The 25,240-nt window shown below is 69.4% G+C and carries 21 protein-coding genes and 1 tRNA gene; 8 read left to right on the top strand and 14 right to left on the bottom strand.

From position 1 onward, the window contains the following. Nucleotides 1-219: 219 nt before the first annotated feature. Nucleotides 220-1,683, bottom strand: a complete 1,464-nt coding sequence (locus ACWAUO_RS00795) for a P-loop ATPase, Sll1717 family (RefSeq protein WP_460772261.1) — start codon at nt 1,681-1,683, stop codon at nt 220-222. Between the two features lie 1,331 nt (nt 1,684-3,014). Here ACWAUO_RS00795 and ACWAUO_RS00790 point away from each other — a divergent pair. Next, complete coding sequence (locus ACWAUO_RS00790) at nt 3,015-4,256, top strand: hypothetical protein (RefSeq protein ID WP_460772260.1); 1,242 nt, start codon at nt 3,015-3,017, stop codon at nt 4,254-4,256. Between the two features lie 489 nt (nt 4,257-4,745). Here the strand turns inward: ACWAUO_RS00790 and ACWAUO_RS00785 are convergent, their stop codons facing one another. From ACWAUO_RS00785 to ACWAUO_RS00775, 3 genes are all read right to left on the bottom strand, one after another. Continuing rightward, entirely contained in the window at nt 4,746-5,282 is a 537-nt protein-coding gene (locus ACWAUO_RS00785) for a hypothetical protein (protein ID WP_460772258.1), read from the bottom strand. Between the two features lie 1,437 nt (nt 5,283-6,719). After that, nucleotides 6,720-6,795: transfer RNA gene (locus ACWAUO_RS00780), tRNA-Lys, on the bottom strand. A gap of 86 nt (nt 6,796-6,881) precedes the next feature. Continuing rightward, nucleotides 6,882-7,544, bottom strand: a complete 663-nt coding sequence (locus ACWAUO_RS00775; protein ID WP_460772257.1) for a fasciclin domain-containing protein — start codon at nt 7,542-7,544, stop codon at nt 6,882-6,884. A 184-nt stretch (nt 7,545-7,728) separates the two neighbouring features. Here ACWAUO_RS00775 and sigK point away from each other — a divergent pair, with 184 nt between their 5' ends. From sigK to ACWAUO_RS00755, 4 genes are all read left to right on the top strand, one after another. After that, the gene (gene sigK / locus ACWAUO_RS00770) at nt 7,729-8,319 is read left to right on the top strand and encodes an ECF RNA polymerase sigma factor SigK (RefSeq protein ID WP_460772255.1); all 591 of its coding nucleotides are present in this window, start codon (nt 7,729-7,731) and stop codon (nt 8,317-8,319) included. Then, on the top strand, nt 8,316-9,110 hold the full coding sequence (locus ACWAUO_RS00765; protein WP_460772253.1) for an anti-sigma factor: 795 nt from the start codon (nt 8,316-8,318) through the stop codon (nt 9,108-9,110). The genes sigK and ACWAUO_RS00765 overlap by 4 nt, the downstream gene beginning before the upstream one ends. Nucleotides 9,111-9,149: 39 nt before the next feature. After that, nucleotides 9,150-9,788 carry a DNA-directed RNA polymerase subunit beta gene (locus ACWAUO_RS00760; protein ID WP_460772252.1) on the top strand — a complete coding sequence of 213 codons (639 nt, stop codon included), beginning with the start codon at nt 9,150-9,152 and terminating at the stop codon, nt 9,786-9,788. A 223-nt stretch (nt 9,789-10,011) separates the two neighbouring features. Beyond that, nucleotides 10,012-10,896 carry an aminodeoxychorismate lyase gene (locus tag ACWAUO_RS00755; RefSeq protein WP_460772250.1) on the top strand — a complete coding sequence of 295 codons (885 nt, stop codon included), beginning with the start codon at nt 10,012-10,014 and terminating at the stop codon, nt 10,894-10,896. On the opposite strand, the gene ACWAUO_RS00750 is transcribed toward ACWAUO_RS00755, so the two are convergent. The 9 genes from ACWAUO_RS00750 to ACWAUO_RS00710 all read right to left on the bottom strand — a co-directional run bounded on the left by ACWAUO_RS00750 (nt 10,872) and on the right by ACWAUO_RS00710 (nt 22,040). Further along, a complete protein-coding gene (locus ACWAUO_RS00750) occupies nt 10,872-11,975 on the bottom strand; it encodes an alpha/beta hydrolase (protein ID WP_460772248.1) in 1,104 nt (367 codons plus the stop codon). The two genes, ACWAUO_RS00755 and ACWAUO_RS00750, sit on opposite strands and share 25 nt — an antisense overlap. 401 nt (nt 11,976-12,376) lie before the next feature. After that, a complete protein-coding gene (locus ACWAUO_RS00745; RefSeq protein ID WP_460772247.1) occupies nt 12,377-13,213 on the bottom strand; it encodes a DUF559 domain-containing protein in 837 nt (278 codons plus the stop codon). 553 nt (nt 13,214-13,766) lie between these two features. Next, nucleotides 13,767-14,546 carry a phosphate ABC transporter ATP-binding protein PstB gene (pstB, locus tag ACWAUO_RS00740; RefSeq protein WP_460772245.1) on the bottom strand — a complete coding sequence of 260 codons (780 nt, stop codon included), beginning with the start codon at nt 14,544-14,546 and terminating at the stop codon, nt 13,767-13,769. 19 nt (nt 14,547-14,565) lie between these two features. After that, the gene (pstA, locus tag ACWAUO_RS00735; RefSeq protein ID WP_460772243.1) at nt 14,566-15,657 is read right to left on the bottom strand and encodes a phosphate ABC transporter permease PstA; all 1,092 of its coding nucleotides are present in this window, start codon (nt 15,655-15,657) and stop codon (nt 14,566-14,568) included. Next, entirely contained in the window at nt 15,657-16,607 is a 951-nt protein-coding gene (pstC, locus tag ACWAUO_RS00730) for a phosphate ABC transporter permease subunit PstC (protein ID WP_460772241.1), read from the bottom strand. The genes pstA and pstC overlap by 1 nt, the downstream gene beginning before the upstream one ends. A 67-nt stretch (nt 16,608-16,674) precedes the next feature. Further along, nucleotides 16,675-17,769: a phosphate ABC transporter substrate-binding protein PstS gene (pstS, locus tag ACWAUO_RS00725; RefSeq protein ID WP_460772240.1), complete on the bottom strand. Its 1,095-nt coding sequence runs from the start codon at nt 17,767-17,769 to the stop codon at nt 16,675-16,677. Between the two features lie 420 nt (nt 17,770-18,189). After that, complete coding sequence (locus ACWAUO_RS00720) at nt 18,190-19,128, bottom strand: NUDIX hydrolase (RefSeq protein ID WP_460772238.1); 939 nt, start codon at nt 19,126-19,128, stop codon at nt 18,190-18,192. Beyond that, a complete protein-coding gene (locus tag ACWAUO_RS00715; protein ID WP_460772237.1) occupies nt 19,125-21,290 on the bottom strand; it encodes an RNA degradosome polyphosphate kinase in 2,166 nt (721 codons plus the stop codon). The genes ACWAUO_RS00720 and ACWAUO_RS00715 overlap by 4 nt, the downstream gene beginning before the upstream one ends. Nucleotides 21,291-21,341: 51 nt before the next feature. Continuing rightward, the gene (locus ACWAUO_RS00710) at nt 21,342-22,040 is read right to left on the bottom strand and encodes a winged helix-turn-helix domain-containing protein (protein WP_460772235.1); all 699 of its coding nucleotides are present in this window, start codon (nt 22,038-22,040) and stop codon (nt 21,342-21,344) included. A gap of 119 nt (nt 22,041-22,159) precedes the next feature. Here ACWAUO_RS00710 and ACWAUO_RS00705 point away from each other — a divergent pair, with 119 nt between their 5' ends. The 3 genes from ACWAUO_RS00705 to ygfZ all read left to right on the top strand — a co-directional run bounded on the left by ACWAUO_RS00705 (nt 22,160) and on the right by ygfZ (nt 24,348). Further along, nucleotides 22,160-22,453, top strand: coding sequence for a hypothetical protein (locus ACWAUO_RS00705; protein ID WP_460772234.1), 294 nt, complete (start codon nt 22,160-22,162; stop codon nt 22,451-22,453). Nucleotides 22,454-22,648: 195 nt separating this feature from the next. After that, complete coding sequence (locus tag ACWAUO_RS00700) at nt 22,649-23,251, top strand: nitrobindin family protein (protein WP_460772232.1); 603 nt, start codon at nt 22,649-22,651, stop codon at nt 23,249-23,251. After that, nucleotides 23,251-24,348 carry a CAF17-like 4Fe-4S cluster assembly/insertion protein YgfZ gene (gene ygfZ, locus ACWAUO_RS00695; RefSeq protein ID WP_460772230.1) on the top strand — a complete coding sequence of 366 codons (1,098 nt, stop codon included), beginning with the start codon at nt 23,251-23,253 and terminating at the stop codon, nt 24,346-24,348. The genes ACWAUO_RS00700 and ygfZ overlap by 1 nt, the downstream gene beginning before the upstream one ends. 18 nt (nt 24,349-24,366) lie before the next feature. On the opposite strand, the gene ACWAUO_RS00690 is transcribed toward ygfZ, so the two are convergent. Next, nucleotides 24,367-25,188, bottom strand: a complete 822-nt coding sequence (locus ACWAUO_RS00690; protein WP_460772228.1) for a methyltransferase domain-containing protein — start codon at nt 25,186-25,188, stop codon at nt 24,367-24,369. Nucleotides 25,189-25,240: the final 52 nt, after the last annotated feature.

Raw genomic sequence — 25,240 nt, 5'->3', positions numbered from 1 at the left:
ATGCGCTCCAGCTGCCGGTTGCGTCGCCGTCTGCCTTGCCGACGTAGTTTCGGCCGTCGCGGGTGTCGGTTATGCAGGTGTCGGTCATGAGGTAGATCCCGAATACCGAAGAGAGGGCTGTATGCCAGGACGCGTAGCTAGGCACCGGCTCGCGGGGGGCGGTGCGCTCCTGCGTTCGCGTCGCAATTTGCTCCGGTGGCGCCTCAGAGCAGGCGCGCGTCACCAGTGGAGATTGAGTGCGGAGACAAGCGCGTTGTGCAGAACGTAGTCCGCAACGAATGAGAAGCCTCCCCCGGACGTCTTGCGAAAGATGAAGTTGGTGTGCACTGAACCCCCACGTCGCGAACGAACGCCTAGACCGCCCGCCAGGAACAGTTGATTGAGTAACGCTCGCAGTTCCGGTTTGTCTACGATCCCGTCCAGCTCGGCGCGAAGAGAGTTCGCGTTGAACTCCCGAGAAGGCAGGACGCTCAGTGCGTCGAAGAAGGCGGCGACCTTATCGCTCTGCCCAGGGAGGACGTGACTCAGGTTGTTGCGCATCTCTCGAATGAAGTAGGTGTCCGAGTATCGCTTCACGGCGGCAACGGCGGCTTGTTCGCGCACCTGACCGGCGCCCGTGTGTGACTTTTGAAGTGTCGTCATGAGAGCGACCAAGTCGCGCGGGATGAGCCGAGTCTGCGCGAGGAAGTAGGACGGAAGATCGTTGTGTGGACCGACGCCGATTGGCTCAGCGAGATACGCCTTGCGCACGTCCCCAAGAGTGAGGCCGACATGAGAGGCGGGAACCGAGGCGCGAGCCTTAGCGTTGATCAGGCTCCAGAGGTCGTCCCCCTTGCTGGTGCCGCCCCGGCTCCAGTCGAGTTCGACGGCGTGGTCCCCAAGTTTTGCCGAATCAGTGCTCGGCAGCGCAACGAACATGTCGTGCCGGATGGCAATGACTACAGAGGATCGGGTCTGGGTCTCGATGAGAAAGTGGTTCACCTCATGTGACGCATCCAGGAGTGCACCAAGTGACTCCCTCTGATCCTGCGCTTGGGCGAAAAAAGAGTCCAGTCCGTCGACTGACAGAATGTGGCGCGATTCGGTATGAATATCAGCGATAGCGCGTCTAAGAAGCTCGACCACCTGGAGCGGGGTTGCCTCAGCCTCCTGCGTGCTTCCTTCCACACCGAAGACGAGCACATTGAACTTCACCGTCGTCTTGGACCAGTCGAAGAACTTTGTCCGCAAATCGGGGCCGCCGATGAGGCCGGCCGAGATGAGCGATTTGTGGAATCCCGTGACTTCGCCGGGGTATCGAGCACTCTGGTCACGCATGAGGGACTCGAAGACGCGCAGCAAAATAAGGAACTGCCAGGCCGCTCGCGTGCTAGTCGGTCCCAGCGAACTTCCCACCTGGATTCTCGTCACGTCAGCTACCGGAAAGCTTGCGAGATCCCACCGGGACAGAAACCGGTCGTGGTTACCCTCCCAAGTGAGTCCGAGGTGCTCTAGGCAGGCGGACTTACCCGCACCCTTGGGGCCGATCAGGACCCACGCCTGGCCTGATGCGACATCGTAGGCAGCATTCTCAAAGTCAAAGAACCCCTGGAGGAGCAGTTCCGGCGCGCGCTGTGCTTCCTCCCGGGCGTCGAGGCGCCCGAAATCCAACGCTCCAAATGGCGGATACTTCGCATTTGCCATGCGCTCAACCTAGTGTGCGAAAACCGATTGCCTGAGTTCAAACGTTCGATTCGTCCTTCGCTGATCAGTCACGAAGGAGTCGGTCCGCCCCACCGGATCTCGCGTGTGCTCACCGCACGGTTGCCACAGAGAAGTGTTCGTTTCGGGTTGATCACTCAATGAGCCGTTGCAACCGCAGGGCGTCAGTCAGTCTCGTGATAGGTCCAGCCGCTCTCGCGTCCCCAGCGCATGATGTACCCGGTCCCACCATCCAGCCAGAGATCAGTCAAACCGGCCGGAGCGGTAAACGTGCCGTCGGTAAACCAGCTTGGTGACGTGGGTAGGAGGTTGCCCAGCGGCCGGCTACAGGCGTCTTCACTGGGCGCCGAGCGCGACCGCCTTGCGCTCAAGCTTCGCGAGGTGGCGCACTGGGCGTTCCTCAGTCGAGAGGTACGCGGATAGCCGTTTCAAGTGGGGCATGTCAACGGAGTCGACTGCGGCGTTCCATGATTCGAGCACAAGCCCGACTGCCTAGCGGCTGCGACCGGGGCGCCAAACTTGATCCCGGGTAAGACTGCTTGCATCGCGGCTGCGGCATCTTCGCTGATCGCGCCTACCCGTGCCTCGTGACGCACACGTTCGACGGCTTCCAGCCAAAGGTCGCCCGTATCGCGCGCCTTTCGGTCCTTGGCCAGAGGCGGCTGCCACCCGCGTTGCAGGTGGACCGGGATGTAGCGTTTCGGGGGTTCATCCCGCTTCAGCTCGGCGACGAGAGCTGCCGCGCGAGGCAGCCTGATACCTCCCTCCAGTCAATCGTCGCCAGGATTTCGAGGGGCTCAGGCTGCGTCGGCGGCACGCAGTACAAGGTCGACGAGCCCATCGTCGACTCCTCTTACGTCGCGGCGGGAGGGCGTAGCTCCAGTGAGAAACCACACGTTCATCGCGGCTCGCAGGTCGTCAGTCGGAGCGCCTCGGAACTCGTCGGATTCCCACCAAGCTCTAGCGGGCGAGGATAATTCGGCGGCCGCCTCAGAGATGGACGGGCCGCGCTCGCACCACCCTTCGGAGAGCAGCCTCATGGCCCGACCGTACTGCACGAGCGGGAACGGGCGCCCACCTTCCGTAAGCCGTTCGATGATCCCGTAAGCCGTTCGATGATCGAACTTCCCGCCAGCCGCTTGACGTCTCTCTGATTACTTAGGCTTCGTGGAATGGAGCCGGCGGTGTGCGGAGGGCGTCTTGCAATAACAGACCAGAAAACCCTGTAGCTCAAGCGGTCCATACTTATCGTGTCTACGTAGCCCCCGGGCCAAACTCGCCATGACTGCAGTAGTTTCGTCCAGAATCATGACGTGACGCATTATTGGCAGAGCGGCGCCGGCGAGCGCATCCGGATGTTCAGGCGGCGGATGTCATCGCTGAGAGTCGTCGTGCCCATCGAGGGCCCGACCAAGAAGACGCGTCGGGCGACACGAGAGCGGGCAAGGCAAGCGCTCCATGCGGCTTTCGAGGATGACCCGCTGGTCCGCTACGCGCGAGAGAAGACCAACTGGCCAAAGCCCCGCGCGCACATCGCGCTCGACATATCCGTGACCAGCGCTGCAAGGAACGGCGCACGAATCGACAGCGTTTGCAAGTGGCTACTCGACGAACTGAACGGCCTCGTGTACCAGGATGACCGGCAGGTGAAGTTGCTCTTCGCCCGCATCGGTCGACCTATGACGGATCCCGGATCGTCCTGGGGCGATCCATCCTCGCCACCCGTCGCGACAGATCGGGCGATAGAAACGCCCGAGATCTGGATTACCGCACAGCCGCGAGCCAGCGTCCTTGAGGATCTCCGAGTCGCTGGCAACCTTGACGAGCGGTGGGATCCTTTCAAGGCCGTCTACGGCAGAGGCCGACGCTCGACCTACGAGTCGGACTTCGAACGAGACGAACTGCGCGAGTGGCGGTCGATGCTCGACCCCACCATCGAGGAAACCCAGCGGAAGATCAAGCAGCTTGAGAATCAGATCGACTATCTGGATCAGACGCAGCAGCAACAGCATGTAGACCTGGTGTTCTCATCGCTGCTAACCGACCTCCCCGTCGACCGCTTCGGCGTCTGGCGGCGAGCGAGCGCGCGCCTGGCTCACTGCCCCTATATCTTCAATGTCGGCACGCTCCCGGAACGAGGAGAAACTGCCGTGTTCGAACGCCGCCTTCGCCAGATACTGGAAGACCGCCGAGAACAGTTCCCCGCGTTGCTGCCCCTGCGCGCCCGGAGCGGCATTTCGATGATCCTCTTCGAGAAGCGCGGGCACTCGAAGGACCTGGACAACCTAGTGCGGCAGACGTTGCCGGCGATCCTCGATCTCCTCCGACCTCCGGTTCACGACCACGAGGGTTGGTTGGCGGATGCTCCCGATCTGAGCGAAGCCGCGGTTGACATTCCGTTCATCGAGATAGCGTCGATACCGGCGGAGATGTCCGACATGCCGCCTGGTTCTCTCGTCCTCGGGCTGTCGAGTGCCGACAGGTTCTCAAGCTGGTGGTCCCTCGTAGCCGACTACGTAGAGAGCAGGCTCGAGGACGACTCTGACTACCGGTAGCGACGGCCCGAACGCCGGTGGGCTAGCGTGCGGGTTTCGCCACCCAAAACCGTAGCCAAGAGGAGTCGGTGGGAGACCCGAGAGCCTACTCGAGCGCGTGCGGATTGACGGAGGAGCCGGACCAGTGCTTGTCAGCAAGACCCCGGCTCGAGCTTCACCAGGGCGAGCCCTTGATTCAGGTAATCGATCATTTCGGTTTCGCCTTCGTGAGAAACCGGTGGCAACTCTGACGGAACCGCGCGCTGCTGGTGCAACTGCTCCGTGCGGGCATTGAACTCCTCGCGCCCGAGACCTTTTCGAACTCTACGAGATAGCGACCCATGCCCATCAGTATCGGCGGCAAGCGACATGGCGGTGGTTACGCGGTGCACGCCATCGATCGCGCGGGATCTGTCACGGGATCCGCTGCACCGAGCGCCTCTGTTAGGGCCGCGCGAGGGGCGGTCGGTGAGCGCGCTGATTCTCGTGTCGACTGGCGGGATAGCGGGGTCAGTTGTCCCAGCCGTCGGGGAGGCGGGGATCCTCACGGATGAGCGCCGCGGCTGCCGCCGGGTCACGATGCCAGAGCCGGATGCGATCGCCCAGCAGCTGCATCGCCTCGAAGAATTCCATGGAGCCAGCGGCGAGGGTGCTCTTTGCGTCGATGGAATCAGCGAACCTCGTCACCCATCGCGCGATCCCATTGTCGGCTTCGGGCCCGGCGAGGAACGCGGCCTCGTTGAGCCGGAACGTGTATTCCTGGACGACCTCCTGCTTTGGCTTGCCCGCGAATCGCGCTCCGACGAGCCCCGCGGCGAGCTCATTGAGGACCGAAGCGTAGCCGGCCCGTGCAGACATGCCCGCAATGTCATTGGCACGCGTTAGCGCGGTGGCCGACTCCTGCCAAGCGGTGAGAGCAGCGATCTGGGCCTGCCGAGACTCTACGCTGGCGCGATCGGCCTGGATCGCCTGCCACCACGCGACGGCTGCAGCTCCGGCGGTCGCGACGAAGATCCCGATGTTGATGTACAGCGCGGCGTAGTCCACGCCGGCACTCTATCGGCGGGCTCATTCGTTAGCTCCGCGTCTTCCTGCACGACCGCGACGTCGGGCTCGACGACGCCGGCGGGGGCGTCGGCTGCGCGTGCGGCGTCATCCTTTGAGATGTGTGCGGAGGCGGGGCCCTCAGCGGGCTCGATCCTGGTGCTAGATGTCGAGGACGCTGTGCTTGGCGTTGGCCGCTCCCGCCGGGCACTGCGCCGGCTCCGCCGATTCGGCCGCTTTGTGTTCCGGCCCCGCCGAAAGCTTGGAGGGAGGAAGACGCGACCGTGCCGAATCGCGTCCCAACGAGCGGCCCGTCTTGTGAAGCAGATAGAGGGCGCTGACGATGGTCTCGTCGCGGAGAGATGAGGGGGACACGATGGGCAGCATCCATCCCACCGGACGGCCGCCGGCAAGCGGGTCTCTCGCATCAGATCGGTGCTCTGGGGGAGGAGTGGATCGCGTCACGGCGCCGACCTCTAGCCCTCGACGTTTCGCAGCACGGACTCCGGCTGGCGCATCCACGTTCAGCCCAAGTGGGACTCTCGACAGGTTGGCGGGATCCGCCACTCCGAGATCCAGGCCTGGATCGCAAGCGTCATGACGACCCACAGCCTGACGGCGGTGCGACGCGTGCACGAAGTGCTCGCGGGGATCCTCGACGTCGCGATGCGCGACCGGCGGATCGCGGCGAACCCCGCTCGCGGCGTGAAACTCCCGCGCAAGACGTCCAAGCCGCGCGTACTTCGACCACACCCAGGTCGCCACACTGACCGCGCGTCCAGCCATCCCGAACTGTCGTGTTCCTCGCGTACACGGGGCTCCGCCGGGGAAAGGCGACCGGGCTGCGGGTCAAGCACGTCGATCTCACACGGCGGTGCGTGAGCGTGGAGGAGAACGCCGTGGAAGTCGGAAGCTTCATCGAGATCGGCACACCCAAGTGCCACGAGAAGCGAAGGGTCCCCGTACCCGGCGTTCTTCGCAGACGCGATAAAACGCATGGTCGGCGGCAAGACGCGGGACCAGATCGTGTTCGGCGACGTCCAGATCCACATGCGCCGGCCCAAGTCGACGACGGGCTGTTCAACAGCGCCGTGGCTCGCGCACAAGCCTCGACGACGGCATCCATCGCGGTCGCCCCGAGACGGGGTTCGAGGGGCCCGGCCTCTTCCCGCGCGGCACGCTCACGCCCCCCGCGGCGTCTCTCGCGATCTCCGCCGGACCGAACGTCAAGCCGGTGCAGCGGATGCTCACGCCACGAGTCCGCCGTGGGAACCTGGGTACCTACGCCGACCTGTTCGACGACGAGCTTGTCCTCTGCTTCAGCGGCGTTGGATGACGCCGCGAGTGATCAGGTGTTGTGATTGGCTTCACGCGACCATTCCGCCGAGAAACGATATGCCGCGATCCCAGTCGAGAGTAGGGAACGCGGCACATGAAACCTGGTGGGCCCCGTGGGGCTCGAACCCACGACCCGCGGATTAAAAGTCCGATGCTCTACCGACTGAGCTAGAGGCCCGTCCGTCAAGCCTACTGGCCTGACGCGGGGGTGCGCGCACACGAAGGGCCGCCGGTCGAGCCGGCGGCCCCGCGCTCGCTGTCGGCTCAGGCGGCCGGCGGCATCAGCACCGTGTCGATGAGGTAGACGGTCGCGTTCTGGGTCTCCACGCCACCGCAGATGACCATGGACTCGCCGTTGACCATCCACTCGTCACCGCTGCCGGTCACCTCAAGGTCGGCGCCCTGCACGGTCGTGTGCGTGCCGGCGATGTCGGCGGGCATGATCTGGCCGGGCACCACGTGGTACGTGAGGATCGAGGTCAGCAGGTCGCTGTCGGTCTTCAGCGTCTCGAGGGTCGCCGCGTCGATCTTGCCGAACGCGTCGTCCACCGGCGCGAACACCGTGAACTCGCCGCCGTTGAGCGTGTCGACGAGGTTGACGTTCGGGTTCAGCTGGCCGCTGACCGCGGCGGTGAGCGTGGTGAGCAGCGGGTTGCCGGATGCGGCGGTCGCGACGGGCTCCATCGCCATCTGCTCAACCGAACCCGCCCCCGAGGGCACGGCCTCGGCGTAGTCCATGCATCCGGGGCCGACGAGGCCCGCGAGGGCGTCGTCCGTCGGCATGGCCGACTCGCTCTCCATCGGCGCCGGCGTCGACGACTCCATCTCGTCGGAGCTCGTGTCGGCACCGCTCGAGCACGCGGTGAGCGCGAACGCGCCCGCCAGGGCAAGAGCCAGACCTGCTGTGATCTTCTTCGAAGTGCGCATGACATCTCCCTGTGGTGTGAGCGCCACCCGGTGTGGCGTGTTGTCAGGTCGTTCGGCACCCCGTCGGGATCGGATTGGACGCAATCCGCACCCGGCGTGTCGCGGCGGGAAGGGGAGCCGCGGCGCCGCGTCAAGCCCCCACCCCCGTCTCGTGCCCGCGCGCGCGAGGGGTCATGCTGGGGCCATGGTGATCGACGGCTTCGACGTCCCCGATGCGGGGGCCGACCCGGTCGACCACGTCGGCGACCTCCTCGTCCGCATCGGCGACGGAGACCAGTCCGCCTTCGCCGAGCTCTACGACGCGCTCTCCGCGCGGGTGTTCGGCCTCATCCTCCGCGTGCTCGTCGACCGGTCGCAGAGCGAGGAGGTGCTGCAGGAGGTCTTCCTCGAGATCTGGCAATCCGCATCCCGCTTCGCTCCGAAGAAAGGTCGAGGCAGGACGTGGGTGCTCACCATGGCACACCGTCGGGCCGTGGATCGTGTGCGGGCGTCGCAGGCGAGCACGGACCGTGACGTGCGCACGGGCATCCGCGACCTCGAGGTGCCGCACGACGGCGTCGCCGAACTGGCGGAGCTGCGGCTGGAACGCACCAGGATCGTCGACGCGCTGCGGGAGCTCCCGGACCCGCAGCGCGAGGCCATCACCCTCGCCTACTACGGGGGTTACTCTCAGAGCGAGATCGCGGCGATGGTGGGCGCGCCGCTCGGCACAGTGAAGACACGGATGCGGGACGGACTCTCCCGCCTGAGGACGAGCATGGGGGTGGAGGCATGAACGAACGCGACTTCGACGAACTGGCGGCAGGCCACGCCCTCCACGCGCTCTCCGAGGAGGAGGAACGCGCGTTCCGCCGCGCGCTCATGGCGCGCCCCGACCACCGTGCCCGCGCCGAGGCCGACGAGGAGACCGCCGCGCTCCTCGGCGACGCCGTGCCCGAGGTCGTGCCGCCGCCGCAGCTGAAGGACGCCCTGCTCGCACGCATCGCGTCGGTGGCGCAGGATGCTGCGCCGCAGCGCGATGACGAGCCGGACGACGGCGAGGCCACCCCCGCGCTCGCCGAGGAGATCGACGGCGAGACCTGGGTCGACCCGCCGAAGTGGGGACCATCGCGCACCGCCCGGGCCTGGCTCGCGCTCGTCGCGGGGCTCGCGCTGCTCGTCGCCGTGGGTGCCGGGATCACCGTCTTCCTCGACCAGACCCGGCCGACCGCCGGCCTCGTGGCGCTTGAGCGCATCGAGTCCGCCGAGGACGCGCAGTCGGCGACCGCGACATTCGGCGACGGCGGCACCGCCACCGCGCACTGGTCGGCCATGCTCGGCGAGGCCGTGCTCGTCAGCGACGGGCTACCGGTGCTGCCGGAGGACCGCGACTTCGAATTGTGGTTCATCCGCGACGGGGTGCCGATCTCGGCCGGCGTGTTCGTCGCCGAGGGCGACGAGGCGACGGCGGAGCTGTCGGGCGAGATGCACGAGGGCGACGTCATCGCCGTGACGATCGAGCCCGCCGGTGGCTCGCCGAGCGGCGACCCGTCCGGCCCGCCGATCCTCGCCGTCGAGACGAGTTGAACCGCTCCCGGCGGGCCGGGCGCGAGTACCCTGGATCCGGTGACAGACGACCCCCGGCCCTTCCACAAGCCCGTCCGGCGACCCGCCGAACTCTTCGACCGGCTGTTCTCCGCGGAGGACCCGGCCGAGGTCTCGCGCGTCGCGCACTCGACCGCGCAGGCGCTGCTGTCGCGGGTTCGCGAGAACCCGGATGCGGCCGTGGTCGACCGGCTCGTCACCTTCACCGACGAGAACGGCATCGACGACATCGCCGAGCTCTGGTCGCGCGCACCCGCGCGCTCTCTGCCGGGCGCACTGTGGCGGCTGTACCTGCTGCAGCTCATGATCCACGACGACGCCGCGTCCGCCGCGCTCCTCTACGAGCGCGGGCGCACGGCGACCGGGTCGTCTGACGAGGTCGTCGTGGGGGCGCCGGCGCCGGCGAGCCCGGACGAGCTCGTGACGCTCATCGACATGATCCTGCGGGGGCTGTTCCAGGGCGACTTCGCGATCGCGCTCGAGCGCGCGGCGGCGTTCTGCCGCATCCAGTCGGCCGGCGCAACGCACGTCGCCGACGACTACGAGGCCACCGAGCCGGAGCGGGCGTCGGCGCTGACGACGCGGGCGCTGCGACTCGCGCGGTACGCCGAGGACCTTGCGGCTGCGGCGGGGCTCTGGCGCCGCGACTCGCTCACCTGACCGAGGCTCGCTCGGCAGCGACCCGCTCGGGCTGGGGACGCGCCGTCACAGGCCGAAGGCCGACCGGGCAAAGAAGAACCGGGCCGCAGAAACGCCTCTCGGCGCGAGGCCGCTCGCAGCGGCAGAAGTTGGAGCCCGGGGTTACTGCGGCCCGGCCGTTCAAGTGTAACGGAGGGTCAGCGGCGGGGATTCCCGTCGTCCACATTCCCTCTAGGCTCTGACCATGGCCTGGCGTCACGCGCTCCTGCTCATCCCCGCCGCATCCGACGACGCGCGCGCGGACTACACCGACACGTTCACCGCGATCGACCCGGAAGCGCCCGCGCTCAGCGTCGGCGAGTTCAGCACGCAGCGCGGCGACGGCGTCTTCGAGTCGATCGGCGTCGTCGACGGGCACGCGCAGGAGGTCGAGGCACACCTGGAGCGGCTCGCGCACTCGGCACGTCTGTGCGAACTGCCGGCGCCGAACCTCGCCCAGTGGCGGCAGGCCGTGACCGCCGCGGCGGCCGAGTGCCCGCCGGGGGAGTGCGTCATCAAACTCATCCTCAGCCGCGGCGTCGAGCACGGCCCCACCCCCACCGCATGGGTCACGGTCGCGACCGCGGCCGACAACAGCGCGGTCCGCGAGCACGGCATCCGCGTCGTCACGCTCGACCGCGGCTACGACGCCGGCGCCCCCGCCCGGGCGCCGTGGCTGCTGCTCGGTGCGAAGACGCTCTCGTACGCGACGAACATGGCCGCGATCCGCGAGGCGCGACGCCGCGGCGCCGACGACGCCGTGTTCGTCTCGAGCGACGGGATGCTGCTCGAGGGCCCCACCTCATCGCTCGTGCTCCGCATCGGCGACCGCTTCGTCACGCCCGAGCCCGGCGCCGGCATCCTCCACGGCACGACCCAGCTGAGCCTGTTCGCCTGGCTCGCCGAGCACGGGTACGAGACCGGGTACGACTCGCTGCCGGTCGCCGCGCTGCGGGAGGCCGACGCCGCATGGCTGCTCTCGAGCGTGCGGCTCGCGGCGGGCATCACCGAGGTCGACGGCGCCCCGCTGCCCTACGACGCCGAGTTCACCGCATCCGTGAACCGCTACCTGCTCTCGCCCCGCGACTGATCGACCGGCAGCTCGCGGAGCCGCGCGAGCGTGGCGACCACGTCGCGGTGCCAGTGCCGTGACGCGGGGAGCGCGCCGGTGAAGATCGGCACGTCGTGCGTGACGCCGAGGTACCGCACGCACGTCGCCTCGACCCCGGCCGCGCGGAGCCTCGCGGCATAGGCCGCGCCGTTGCCGCGCAGCGGGTCGTACTCCGCGGTGAGGATCACCGCCTCCGGCAGCCCCGCATGCGACTCCGCCCGGATCGGCGACGCACGGGGGTCGTACGCGTCGGAGCGCTGCGGCAGGTAGGTGCGCGCGACCGAGCGCAGTTCGCGCAGCGCGATGACGCTCGGGATGCCGAGCGCCCACGTCGCGCGCAGGTCGATGTGCCGGCCGGTGAGGTCGACGACCGGCACCTCGAGCAGCTGCATCCGGATCGGGAGGCCGATGCGGTCGCGGTTGACGAGCGTGAGGGCGGCGGCGATCGACCCGCCGGCGGAGGTGCCCATGACGCCGATGCGGTCGGGGTCGAGCCCCAGGTCGGCGGGGTTCGCGTGCAGCCACCGCAGCGCCGCCTCGGCCTGCTCGATCTGCGTCGGGAACCGGTGCTCCGGGGCGAGCGAGTACGCCACGGCGGCGATCGCGACGCCGGCGTCGGCGGCACGGCGGCGGTTGGCCGCATCCGTCGTCGGGTAGTCGATGCCGCCGATGCGGAACGCGCCGCCGAAGAACGACAGCCACACCGGGACGGGAGCGTCGGGACGGCCGCCCCGCGCGGTGGGGTAGTAGATGCGCAGCGTCACGGCGGGACGACCGGGCACCTCGACCGTGTGCTCCTCGACGTGCACGTCGGGTCCGGGGGTGCCGACCGTCTCGAGCTCGGTGCGGTCCCACTTCAGCGCCGCACGGCGGTGCTTGGCGCGCGCCCTGGTGCTCGGGGACTGCGGTTTCGCGTCGGGCTTCGGTGCGGGCGCGTCGCGCTTCGTCGTCCGGTCGCGCAGGTCGGTGAGGCGGGTGCGGAGGGACTTCAGCCACTGCCCCAGGAGATACCGGCGGTGCACCCGCAGGCGCTCGGCGAAGAACGGGTCCAGCGGCATGCGTGGCTCCTTCCGGGGGTCCTTCGATGGTAGGTGGGCAGGTCCGGGCGCGCAGCGCAACCCTGGGGGCGACTGGCGGTTGGGTTTCGGTGCTTCGCATGCACAACTGCGGAGTTCGTGCGCGACACGCCGGAGCGAGGGCCGCCGTGGGCGGCAAGTCGGGTGTGATCTCCGCAGTTGTGCTCGCGCGGCGGCCGTCTTGGGCGGCGGATGCGGCGGGGTCACCGCTGCGGGATGAGGTGGTGCCCGGCGGCGACCTGGCCGTCGGTGACAGTGCGTGCACAACTGCGGAGTTCGTGGGCGACACGCCGGGGTGCGGGCCGGGGTGGGCGGCGTGTCGGGTGTCATCTCCGCAGTTGTGCACGCGGGGCGGGCCGTCTTGGGCGGCGGATGCGGCGGGGTCACCGCTGCGGGACGAGGTGGTGCCCGGCGGCGACCTGGCCGAGGATCGCGCGTTCGACGAGGTCCCAGTCGTGGACGACGAGCGCGTAGTCGAACCGCAGGGTGACGTAGCCCCAGGCTGCGGCGTTCGCGTCACGGGCGAGGTCCTTGTGGCGGAGCGTCAGGCCGTCGTGATTCTCACGGCCGTCGGTCTCGACGAGCAGCCGGTCACCGATCAGCAGGTCGACGCGGCCGACGGATGCCATGACCAGCTGTGTGCGCACCCGCAACCCGTGCCGGCGCAGCCGCCACCGCAGCAGCGACTCGAGGCCGCTGTCGGCGTCGGACCGTGAGAACGCGATGGCGTCGCGGGCTGCGGCGCTCGTGTGGGTGCGGAGCCACAGCATCCCGCGCTGGCTGAGGAGCCCCTGTCGGCGTGCGGACTCGAGGGCGACGAAGAACTGTTCCAGGCCGAGGCAGGCGAGGATCTGCCGCAGCACGACCGGCACAGACGGTAAACCGAAGGCGCCGTCGAGGTCGTCCCAGTGGGGGATGCAGCGGCATCCCGGTTCCGCGACCGGATGCCGGAAGTGCCCGTCGCCGCGGACCCGCACGTGCAGCACCGGCTCCTCGTCGAGGACCCAGATGCCGAGGTGCCGCGCGGCGCTGACGCACGCGAGCGTTCCGCCGTGCGCTGCTGCCTCGACCACCGGGTCGCACGCGGTGACCCACGCGTACGTGCCGCGATAGAGGCGCCGGATCAGACCCATCTCGAGGTGCTGCGAGAGCTGCCTCCGCGTCATCCCCGACGCGCGGAGTCCGGTGTACGTGACGATGCTGTCGGCTGCGGTGCACACCTCCGCAGCCTCGCCCGCGGTCGTCCCGGCCCGGAGCTCCGGTCGCGGCCGGTGGACGCCGCATCCGTTCCCCGCCCCTGGGGAGGACCGGATGCCGCGTGCACAACTGCGGAGTCGGTGGGCGACACGCCGGTTCCGGATGCGGTGGGCACGGCGTGTCGGTGATGATCTCCGCAGTTGTGCTCGCGGGCGGAGAGGGCGGTCGCGGTGTGCCCGGGTGCGGCCGGTGGTGGCGGCATCCGTGTTCCGGGCCGGATGCGGCGTGCACAACTGCGGAGTCGGTGGGCGACACGCCGGTTCCGGATGCGGTGGGCACGGCGTGTCGGCGACGATCTCCGCAGTTGTGCTCGCGGACGGAGGCGTCGGTCGCGGCGCGCCGGGGTGCGGCCGGTGGTGGCGGCATCCGTGTTCCGGACCGAATGCGGCGTGCACAACTGCGGAGTCGGTGGGCGACATGCCGGTTCCGGATGCGGTGGGCGCGGCGTGTCGGTGATGATCTCCGCAGTTGTGCTCGCGGAAACGAGCAAACGCCCGAGGCGGACCCCCCCGCCCCCTACCCGAAGCGGCCGGAGACGTAGTCCTCGGTGGCCTTCACGGACGGGGTGGTGAAGATCGTGGAGGTGTCGTCGTACTCGATGAGCTTGCCGGGCTTGCCGGTGCCGGCGATGTTGAAGAACGCGGTCTTGTCGGACACCCGCGACGCCTGCTGCATGTTGTGGGTGACGATGACGATCGTGTACTCGGTCTTCAGGTCGTCGATGAGCTCCTCGATCGCATACGTCGAGATCGGGTCGAGGGCCGAGCAGGGCTCGTCCATGAGGAGCACGTCGGGCGAGACGGCGATCGCACGTGCGATGCACAGACGCTGCTGCTGACCGCCGGACAGGCCCGACCCGGGCTTGTCGAGGCGGTCCTTCACCTCGTTCCACAGGTTCGCGCCGCGCAGCGACCGCTCGACGAGATCGTCGGCGTCCGAGCGCGAGATGCGGCGGTTGTTGAGCTTCACCCCGGCCAGCACGTTCTCGCGGATCGACATGGTGGGGAACGGGTTCGGACGCTGGAACACCATGCCGATCTGCCGTCGCACCAGCACCGGGTCCACCGACGGGCCGTACAGGTCGTCGCCGTCGAGCAGCACCTCGCCCTCGACACGCGCGCCGGGGATGACCTCGTGCATGCGGTTGAGGGTGCGCAGGAACGTGGACTTGCCGCATCCGGACGGGCCGATGAACGCGGTGACGCTGCGCGGCTGGATCTCGAGGGAGACGCCCTCGACGGCGAGGAAGTCGCCGTAGTAGACGTTGAGGTCGTTGACTTCGATGCTCTTGGACACGTGTGTTCTTCCGGGTGGGTCAGCGGCCGGTCTTGGGCGCGAACAGCTTCGCGATGAGCCGGGCGATGAGGTTCAGCAGCATGACGATGAGGATGAGGGTGAGCGCCGCGGCCCAGGCGCGGTCCCAGTACGCCTCGGGCGGGATGCCCTGGTTCGCGTACTGCGAGTAGACGAAGACGGGGAGGGTCTGCATCCGGCCTTCGAAGAGGTTCAGGTTCAGCGAGTCGGTGAAGCCGGCGGTGATGAGCAGCGGCGCGGTCTCGCCGATGACGCGCGAGATCGAGAGCATGACACCGGTCGTGATGCCCGCGATCGCAGTGGGCAGCACGACCTTCACGATCGTGAGCCACTTCGGCACCCCGAGCGCGAAGGACGCCTCGCGCAGCTCGTTCGGCACGAGGCGCAGCATCTCCTCGCTCGAGCGGACGACCACCGGGATCATGAGCACGGCCAGCGCGATCGACCCCATGAACCCGAGCCGCACGCCCGCGCCGAAGAAGAGGGCAAACAGCGCGTAGGCGAACAGGCCCGCGACGATCGACGGGATGCCGGTCATCACGTCGACGAGGAACGTGATCGCACGCGCGAGCTTGCCGCGGCCGTACTCGACGAGGTAGATCGCGGTGAGCAGGCCGATCGGGATGGAGATGACCGCCGCGGCGAGGGTCACCAGCACCGTGCCCCAGATCGCGTGCACGACGCCGCCGCCCTCGCCGACGACGTTGCGCATCGAGTTCGAGAAGAACATCGCGTCGAAGCGCACGACGCCGTACTGGATCACGGTCCACGCGACCGAGACGAGCGGCACCATCGCGATGAGGAACGCCGAGGTGACGACGCCCGTGACGAGCCGGTCGACCGCCTTCCGGCGCCCTTCGACGATCGCCGAGACGGTGAAGACGAGCGCGAGGTAGACGAGCGCTGCGGTGACGAGCCAGCCGGCCGCGTTGAACCCGTCGCCGCTGACGGCGGCGAGTACGGCATAGACCGGGAGGAACACGACGACGGATGCTGCGAGCAGCGCCCACGGCGCCCACTTCGGGAGGCGTCCGTTCGTGATCCCGCGGGTGGCGGGCGCGGTGACGACGCGGGGTGCGGTGGTCAGGGTCATCAGTTCGCCCCCGAGAATTCCTTGCGCCGGCTGACGATCCAGCGGGCGACGGCGTTGACGGCGAAGGTGACGACGAAGAGGATCAGCCCGGTCGCGATGAGCACGTTGATGTTCGTGCCGTACGCCTCGGGGAACGTCAACGCGATGTTCGCGGCGATCGTCGACGGGTTCGACGAGGTGAGCAGGTCGAGGGTCACGACGCCGGTGGTGGAGAGCACCATGGCGACCGCCATCGTCTCGCCGAGTGCACGGCCGAGACCGAGCATGGCGCCCGAGACGATGCCGGAGCGGCCGAACGGCAGCACGGCCATGCGGATCATCTCCCAACGGGTCGCTCCGAGGGCGAGTGCCGCCTCCTCGTGCAGGCGCGGGGTCTGCAGGAACACCTCGCGGCAGATCGCGGTGATGATGGGCACGACCATGACCGCGAGGACGATCGCGGCGGTGAAGATCGTGCGACCGGTAGCGGAGACGGGGCCGGAGAACAGCGGGAACCAGCCGACGTTGTCGGTGAGCCAGGCGTACGCGGGCTGCACGGCCGGGGCCAGGACGAGGATGCCCCAGAGACCGAACACGACCGAGGGCACGGCGGCGAGCAGGTCGACGACGTAGCCGAGCCCCTGCGCGAGCCGGCGCGGCGCGTAATGGGTGATGAAGAGGGCCACCCCGAGCGAGAGCGGCACCGCCATCAGGAGCGCGAGGAACGCCGCCCACACCGTGCCGAACAGCAGCGGCCAGACGTAGGCCCAGAAGTCGGTCTTCAGCAGGCTCGCGGTGGTGCTGTCGGCGCCGAGCGCCGGCAGTGACTGGACGATGAGGAAGATCGCCACCGCCGCGAGGGTGACGAGGATCATCGACCCCGCGAACAGCGCGGTGCCGGAGAACCAGATGTCGCCCGCTCGGCGGGCGGCGCGGGGCCGCACCGGCGCGGGGGCGGTGGTCGATGTCATGCGGGTCGGGTTCCTCGTTCGGGTCGGGGAGGCGGTCCCGGGGTGCGTCCCCGGGACCGCCCGCGGGTCACTTGATGGCGTCGACTGCTGCGGTCACCTTCTCGCGGAGCGAGTCCGAGATGGGTGCGCTGCCGGCGTTGGATGCGGCAGCATCCTGCCCCTCGACGCTCACCGCGGTGGAGAAGAACGCCTTCACCAGCTCGGCGGTCGCGGCGTCCTCGTACTGCACGCAGCCGATGAGGTAGCTGATGAGCACGACCGGGTAGGCGCCCGCCTCGGTGGTGGTGCGGTCGATCGCGATGGCGAGGTCGGTGTCGGCGCGGCCCTCCTCGAAGGGGGAGGCGTCGACGGCGATCGCTGCGCCCTCGGCCGAGTGGGTGACGAACGCGTCGCCGACCTTGACCGCCACCGACGACAGCGACCCGGCCTGCGAGGAGTCGGCGTAGCCGATGGTGCCGTTGCCGCCCTTGACCGCGTTGACGACGCCCGAGGTGCCCTGCGCGGCCTCGCCGCCGTCGATCGGCCACTCCTCGACCGAGCCGTACGTCCACGCGTCCTCGGCGTTCGCGGCGAGGTAGTCGGTGAAGTTGCCGGTCGTGCCGGACTTGTCGGAGCGGTGCACCGGCGTGATCGCGACGGCCGGCAGGTCGACGCCCTGGTTCGTCGCGGCGATCGCGGGGTCGTCCCAGCTGGTGATCGTGCCGGCGAAGATCCCGGCGAGGGTGGTCGCGTCGAGGTTCAGCTCGTCGACACCCTCGAGGTTGAAGATGATCGCGATTGGCGAGACGTACGCCGGCAGCTCCACGATCTCGGAGTCGGGGGCGCAGGCGTCGAACGGGCCGGCCTCGATCTCCTCCAGCTTGAACGCCCGGTCGGAACCGGCGAACTGCACGGCGCCGGACTGGAACGACTCGCGACCGGTGCCGGAGCCCTGCGGGTCGTAGTTCACGGTCACGCCGCTGTTGGCCTGCTGGATGAGCTGGGACCACGACTGCACCGCCACCTGCTGCGAGGTGGCGCCGGAGCCGTTCAGCGTGCCGGAGAGGGCCGCGGCGGTCGAGCCGGCGTTGTCGGCGCCGCTCTCGTTCGCGGCGCAGCCGGCGAGGGCGAGGGCGGCGACGGCCGCGAGTGCGCCCGCGCGGGCGAGGCGAGAGATCTTCACAGTGTGCGAGTCCTTCACAGGTCAGGGTGCGGGTCCGGGTCGGAACCCGCGATGACGCTAACCACGTGTGCTGACCAGCATGGTGTGCGCCGGTGAACAGCGGGTGAACAGCATCCGACCTGCGCCTGCGCCTGCTCCAGCGCCTCACCCGCACCGCGCGCCCGCGCGCTTGCGTGCCGTCGCGCTCGCGCCCGCCACCCGCCACCCTCGCGCCCGCGCTCGCCCGCCGCCCGCACCCTCGCGCTCGCGCCGAAACAGGTGATTCGGCGAACACAGGCGGTTCGGGCCCGCAAACGTCCTGTTCTCGCCGAATCACCTGATCCGGTGGGCTCGGCCTCGCCGAAACACCTGATCTGGTATCGGATGCGGCAGCAACCGCCTGCGGCAGCCACCGCCTGCGGCAGCCGCAGCGCAGTGACCCTAGACCTGGGGGAGCATCGTCTCGATCGCGGCGATCCCGGAGCCGGGGTTCGTGCGCGACAGGTGCACCACGGAGAACCCGGCGACGTCGAGGCTCGACGCGCTGCCGAGGTACGACCCCTTCAGGGTGCCGGTGGCGAGGGCGAGCTCGCTGAGGATGTCGGGGAGCACCGGTCCGTGGCTGCACAGGACCGCGGGCTTCCGCGCCCGTACCCGCTTGCCGACGACCGTGCGCACGTCGGAGCGGCCGTCCTCCCAGGCGTCCTGGCTGAGGAGCTCGGTCTCGCGGATGCTGCGCTTCAGCGCCTTCGCGAGGGGCTTCACGGTCGACACGCACCGCACGGCGTCGCTCGAGACGATGCGCCGGACGCCGTAGGCGCGCAGCGGCCCGACGATCGACTTCGCCTGTTTGGCACCGCGGTCGGTGAGCGGGCGCGACGCGTCGGAGCCGTCCCACTGGTCGCGGGCGACGGCCTTCGCGTGCCGGAGCGCGATGATCGGGAACGTCTCGAGCACCCCGTCGTCGGCGAACGCGAGGAAGCTTTCCACGATCTCCACGTCGACCGGGTAGCTGAGGTGCTTCAGCGCCTTCTTCGGCGTGACCCACTCGAGCGCGGCGATCTCCTTGTTCGGCACGAACGCGGAGGTGCGCACGGCCTCATCCGTGGCCTCGGCGGCCCAGTAGTGCACGACCTTCTCACGGCCCTTGGGGAGGGTGTAGCGGGAGACCCCGACCGGCAGGCCGAGGTGCACGCGGATGCCGGTCTCCTCGAAGATCTCGCGCACGGCGGTCTCCACGAGCGTCTCGCCCGGGTCGACCTTGCCCTTGGGGAGCGTGACGTCGCGGTACCGGGTGCGGTGGATGAGGAGGATGCGCAGCTTCCCCTCGACCACGCGCCAGACGACACCGCCCGCGGCGTAGACGGCCGTCGAGCTCATCGCACCGCCCGCGGCCGACGGCGCCGCTGCACCTGCAGCATCGTCGCGTCCTGGATGTCGACGAGGCGGTTGCCGTCCGCATCCTGCGCGTGGCGGGTCCACACCCCGTCGGGGCCGAGCCACCACGAACTGGTGTCGTCGCGCATCGCGAAGTCGAACAGGTCGTTCAGCTCCGCGATCTGCGCCGGGTCGGCGATGCGCACGAGCGCCTCGACCCGGCGGTCGAGGTTGCGGTGCATCATGTCGGCGCTGCCGATGTAGACGATCGGGTCGCCGCCGTTCGCGAATGCGAAGATGCGCGAGTGCTCGAGGTATCGGCCGAGGATCGAGCGCACCGTGATGTTCTCGCTCATCCCGGGCACCCCGGGCATGAGGCTGCAGATGCCGCGCACCCACACGTCCACCGGCACGCCGGCCTGGCTCGCCCGGTACAGCGCGTCGATGATCTGCTCGTCGACCATCGAGTTGACCTTGATCCGGATGCGGGCGGGCTTGCCCGCGAGCGCGTTCCGGCGCTCCTTGTCGATGAGCCGGACCAGCCCCTTACGGAGGTGGAGCGGCGCGACGAGCAGGCGCTTGAACTTCTTCTCGATCGCGTACCCGGACAGTTCGTTGAACAGGCGGGTGAGGTCGCGGCCGACCACCGGGTCGGCGGTGAACAGGCCGAAGTCCTCGTAGATGCGGCTCGTCTTGGGGTTGTAGTTGCCGGTGCCGACGTGCGAGTAGCTGCGCAGCACGCCGCCCTCCTGGCGGATGACCAGCGCGAGCTTGCAGTGGGTCTTCAGCCCGACCAGGCCGTACACGACGTGCACGCCCGCCTTCTCGAGCTTGCGGGCCCAGACGATGTTGTTCGCCTCGTCGAACCGCGCCTTCACCTCGACGAGCGCCAGCACCTGCTTGCCCGCCTCGGCGGCGTCGATGAGCGCCTGCACGATCGGGCTGTCGCCGGAGGTGCGGTACAGCGTCTGCTTGATGGCGAGCACGTGCGGGTCCTTCGCCGCCTGCTCCAGGAACGCCTGGACGCTGGTCGCGAACGACTCGTAGGGGTGGTGCACGAGCACGTCGCCCTTGCGGATGGACGCGAACACGTCGGCGCGCTCGTTGTTGTCGCCCGGCTGGAACGCCAGCGCCGTGGTGGGCACGTGCGGCGGGTACTTCAGGTCGGGCCGGTCGAGGCGCGACAGGTCGAACAGGCCGCGCAGGTCCAGCGGGCCGGGGAGGCGGTAGACCTCCTGCTCGGTGATGTCGAGCTCCTTCAGGAGCAGGTCGAGCGTGAGCTCGTCCATGTCGTCGGTGATCTCGAGCCGGATGGGGGGACCGAACCGGCGGCGCATGAGCTCGGCCTCCAGCGCCTGGATGAGGTTCTCGGTCTCGTCCTCCTCGATCACCATGTCCTCGTTGCGCGTGAGGCGGAACGCGTGGTGGTCGAGGATCTCCATGCCCGGGAAGAGGTCGTCGAGGTTGTTCGCGATGAGGTCCTCGAGCGCGATGTAGCGGACCCCGTCGCCGCTGCGCGACACCTGCACGAAGCGGGGGAGCATCGGCGGCACCTTCAGGCGCGCGAACTCCTGCCGGCCGGTGCGGGCGTTGCGGATGCGGATCGCGAGGTTGAGCGAGAGGCCGGAGATGTAGGGGAACGGGTGCGCCGGGTCGACCGCGAGCGGCATGAGCACCGGGAACACCTGCGTCTGGAAGTACTCGTACAGCTTCTCGCGGTCCTGCTCGTCCAGGTCGGTCCACGACAGCACCTCGACGCCCGCCTCGGCGAGGGCGGGCTTCACCTGTCGCTGCCACACCTCGGCATGCCGCAGCTGCAGCTCGTGGGCCGCATCCGAGATGTCGGTGAGCACGTCGGCCGGCGCCCGGCCCACGTTGCTCGGCACCGCGAGACCGGTGATGATGCGGCGCTTGAGCCCGGCGACGCGCACCATGAAGAACTCGTCGAGGTTGCTGCCGAAGATGGCCAGGAAGTTCGCGCGCTCCAGCACCGGCATCGCCGGGTCCTCCGCGAGTTCGAGCACCCGCTGGTTGAACGCCAGCCAACTCAGCTCACGGTCGAGGTAGCGCCCCTCGGGGAGCTCCGCGTCCGGCGTCTCGGTGGCGTCGAAGTCGTCGTCGTCCGCGTCGCCGAGTCCGGCGTCGAGCACGTCCTGTTCGATCATCACCTCATCATTGCAGCAGCACGTGCCGAACGGGTGACGGGTTGCGCGCGATCAGGACTCCGCGCGCTCCTTGGCGGGCGGCACCTGGTCGTCCTCGTACACGTTGAAGCGGTAGCCGACGTTGCGCACCGTGCCGATGAGCTGCTCAAGGTCACCGAGCTTCGCGCGCAGGCGCCGCACGTGCACGTCGACCGTGCGGGTGCCGCCGAAGTAGTCGTAGCCCCACACCTCGCTGAGCAGCTGCTCACGGGTGAACACCCGCGACGGGTGGGTGGCGAAGAAGTGCAGGAGCTGGAACTCCTTGTAGGTGAGGTCGAGCGGGCGACCGTGCACCTTCGCGGAGTAGGAGGATTCGTCGATCGTGATGCCGGAGGTCTGGATGCGGGTGGACACCTGCTCCTTCGAGACCCGGCCGACAGCCAGACGGATGCGGGCGTCGACCTCGGCAGGACCGGCGGAGGTGAGGATCACGTCGTCCACGCCCCAGTCGGGGGAGACCGCGGTCAGGCCCCCCTCGGTGACGACGAGGATGAGCGGGGCGTCGAGGCCCGTGGTGGTGAGGATCTTGCACAGCGACTTGGCGCCGACGAGGTCCTGGCGCGCGTCGACGAACACCACGTCTGCGTTCGGGGCGTTCACCAGCTGCGCGGCCTCAGCCGGGATCTGGCGGACGCGGTGGCTCAGCAGCTCGAGGGACGGCAGCGCCGCGGCCCCGGCAGGTGCCGAACTCAAGACGAGTAGCTGTGCCAAATGGGTCCTCCCGGCGGTTCACCGTAACGGGGTTCATCATACGGTCACGGTGGGAGTGCGCCGCGCGCACGTTTCGCGGCGATGCCGACGGTGGCCGCCGCGTGCGCGAGAATGGGCGCATGAGCGCTCCTGAACTGGTGCCCCGCCGGCCGATCGGCGGCATCGTCGGCGTCTGGATCGGCACCGCGCTCGCGGGGTTGGCCATCGTGCTGTTCGTCCCCGCGCAATGGCAGATCCCGTGGGTCACGGTCGTGCTCGGTGCCTCGCTCGTGGACGGGTTCGTGGTGCAGCTCGCCTACGGCCGGCCGCAGCGGTTCATCCAGCGCATGGCGCTCACCGTCGTCGGGTCGTTCCTCATCCTCGGCGTCATCACCGCGGTCGCCGCGCTCACCACGCTCCTGCGCATCGTCTGACCCGCCCGCATCCGACTCCGGATGACGGCCGTGCACCGGGTGTGTCGCGCGCAGGGATAACATGGTGCGCATGGACCTCCTCGCGCTCGAACTCTTCTTCGTGGGTCTGCTTGGGCTCGCCTCGCTGGCCATCGTCTTCATCTCGGGCGTCGTGCTCAAGAACCTCTACCGCGGCCAGCGCTGACGGGCCGGGCCGTGATCGAGCTTCCGACCGATCTGCCCGCCGACCTCGTCCCGCTCTCCTGGCTCATCGGGGTCTGGGAGGGCACCGGCGTCATCGACTACGAGGCCGCCGACGGTCACCGGTTCACCGGTGAGTTCTCGCACCGCGTCAGCTTCAGCGACGACGGCGGCGGTGCACTGAACTACTCCGCCACGGCGAAGCTGCTGGACGGCGACACCCCGAAGACCCTCGTCTCCGAGGTCGGGTTCTGGCGGCTCGCGCGACCCGCGGCCGACACCGACCCGGGTCCCGGGCTGCTGCCCGCATCCGCCCAGGCGGCACCGCGCACGGCCGACGACGTCGAGGCCCTCCGCACCGCCGAGAACGGCTTCGAGGTGCAGGCCGCGATCGTGCACGCCGACGGACTCAGCGAGCTATACCTCGGCCAGGTCCGAGGGCCCCGCATCGACATCGCGACCGACGCGGTCGTCCGTCCGCCCGGGGGCAAGCCGTACGCCGCCGCCACCCGCCTGTACGGGCTCGTCGACGGACACCTGCTCTGGGCGTGGGACATCGCTGCGCTCGGGCAGGAACTCGGGTCGCACGCATCGGCCCGCCTCGCGAAGGTGCAGTGATGACCGAGCTGCTGCAGGGACTGCCGGGCGCCGTGACCGACGACGCCGGCGTCCTGCTCCACGTCGGCAACCCCTTCACCGAGCAGCGCGCGCTCGCGACCGGCAAGGCCGTCGCCCTCCTGCTCGACCGGGCCGTGCTCGCCGTCACCGGTGAAGACCGGCGCACCTGGCTCGACTCCGTCTCGTCGCAGGCGCTCAAGCAGCTCGACCCCGGTGTCTCGACCGAGCTGCTCGTACTCGACCCGCAGGGCCGCGTCGAGCACGCGGCGGCCGTCCTCGACGACGGCGAGACCACCTGGCTCGTCGTCGACCGCGGCGACGCCGACGCCCTGCTCACCTGGTTGCAGCGGATGCGGTTCCGCCTGCGCGTCGACCCGCACGCCGCCGACGACCTCGTCGTGGTCGGCGTCGCCGACGACGCGCTCGACACCGTCACCGCGGCCGACCCGGCCGGGGTGCCGCTCGTCTGGCGCGACCCGTGGCCCGAGATCTCGGTCGGCGGCACCACCTACACGGCGGCCACGCCGCATCCCGGTGCCGAGCGCCGCTGGAACGAGGTGCTCGTCCGCACGGAGGACGCACGCGCCCTCGTCGAGGCCGCCACCCGTGGGGAACGCCAGCTCGCCGGGACGCTCGCCGCCGACGCACTGCGGATCGCCGCCTGGCGGCCGCGCTGGTCGGCCGAGGCCGACGAGCGCCTGCTCCCGCACGAGGTGGACTGGCTGCGCACCGCGGTGCACCTGGACAAGGGCTGCTACCGCGGGCAGGAGACCGTCGCGAAGGTGCACAACCTCGGCCACCCGCCCCGGCGCGTGGTCGCGCTGCAGCTCGACGGCAGCGACGCGGTGCTCCCCGAGCGCGGCGACGCGGTCACGGTCGACGGCACGGCCGTCGGTGCGGTGACCTCCGTCGCGCGGCATTACGAGGACGGCCCGATCGCCCTCGCGCTCATCAAGCGCACCGCATCCGTCGACGGCGAGTACCGGGTCGAGACCGCGGCGGGGGAGATCGCCGCGACCGCGCAGGTCATCGTCGCACCGGATGCCGGGGCGACCGCATCCGTCCCGCGCCTCACTCGGCTGTCCCGCCGCAGCTGACCCGCCGGGCGCCGCCGGTCAGGCCGGGGCGACCGCCGACCACGGCACGGTGACCTCGCCGAGCCGCCAGCGTGCACGGTCGAGGAGCGGCCATCCCGCATCCGCCATCGCCTGCATCGCCGCGCGCCACCGCTGCACCGGACCGAACGCCGACAGCGGCGCCGCGCGCTCCCACTCGCGGTCGAGCGCGCGCAGGAAGTCGTGCACCCGTTCGCCCGGCACGTTCCGGTGGATGAGCGCCTTCGGGAGCCGCTCCGCCGCGATCGACGGAGCCTCGAGCTCCGCGAGCCGCAGGGCGACCGTGAACGTCTCCGGCACCGCCTGCGCGTTGACCGCGACCCACGTCGACACCCGCCCGACCTCGTTGCAGGTGCCCTCCACCAGCATCCCGCCCGGCTCCAGGCGGGACGCCATCCGCGCCCACGCGTCCGGGACGTCGGCCTCGTCGTACTGGCGCAGCACGTTCATCGCGCGGATGACGCGGGGTCGACGCGGTGCCGGCACCTCGAAGCCGCCGGTCGCGAACGTGACCCGGGCGTCGGGGCGGAAGCGCGCGGCGCCGTCGCGGACGTCGGCGAGCTGCGCCCGGGCGGTCGCCACCCGCGCCGGGTCGATCTCGAGCCCGAGCACCTGCACGTCGGCGCGGGCACGGTGCAGTCGCTCCTCGAGTTCGAAGGCGGTCACCCCGCTGGCGCCGAAGCCGAGGTCGACCACGAGCGGCTCCGCGGCCGCGGTGCGCAGCACCGGATGCCGCGCGATCCAGCGGTCGACGCGACGCAGCCGGTTCGTCCCCGTGGTGCCCCGCGTGGCACGTCCGATGGGGGCGAGGGAGGCGGGCACCAGGCAATGATGCCAAACACGACCTGAACGCCCGCCTCGATAGAATCGGGCC

The sequence above is a fragment of the Microbacterium sp. GXF7504 genome, from assembly GCF_054798235.1.
The sequence above is the reverse complement of the archived record's forward strand: the minus strand, read 5'-3'. Positions and strand labels throughout refer to the sequence as shown.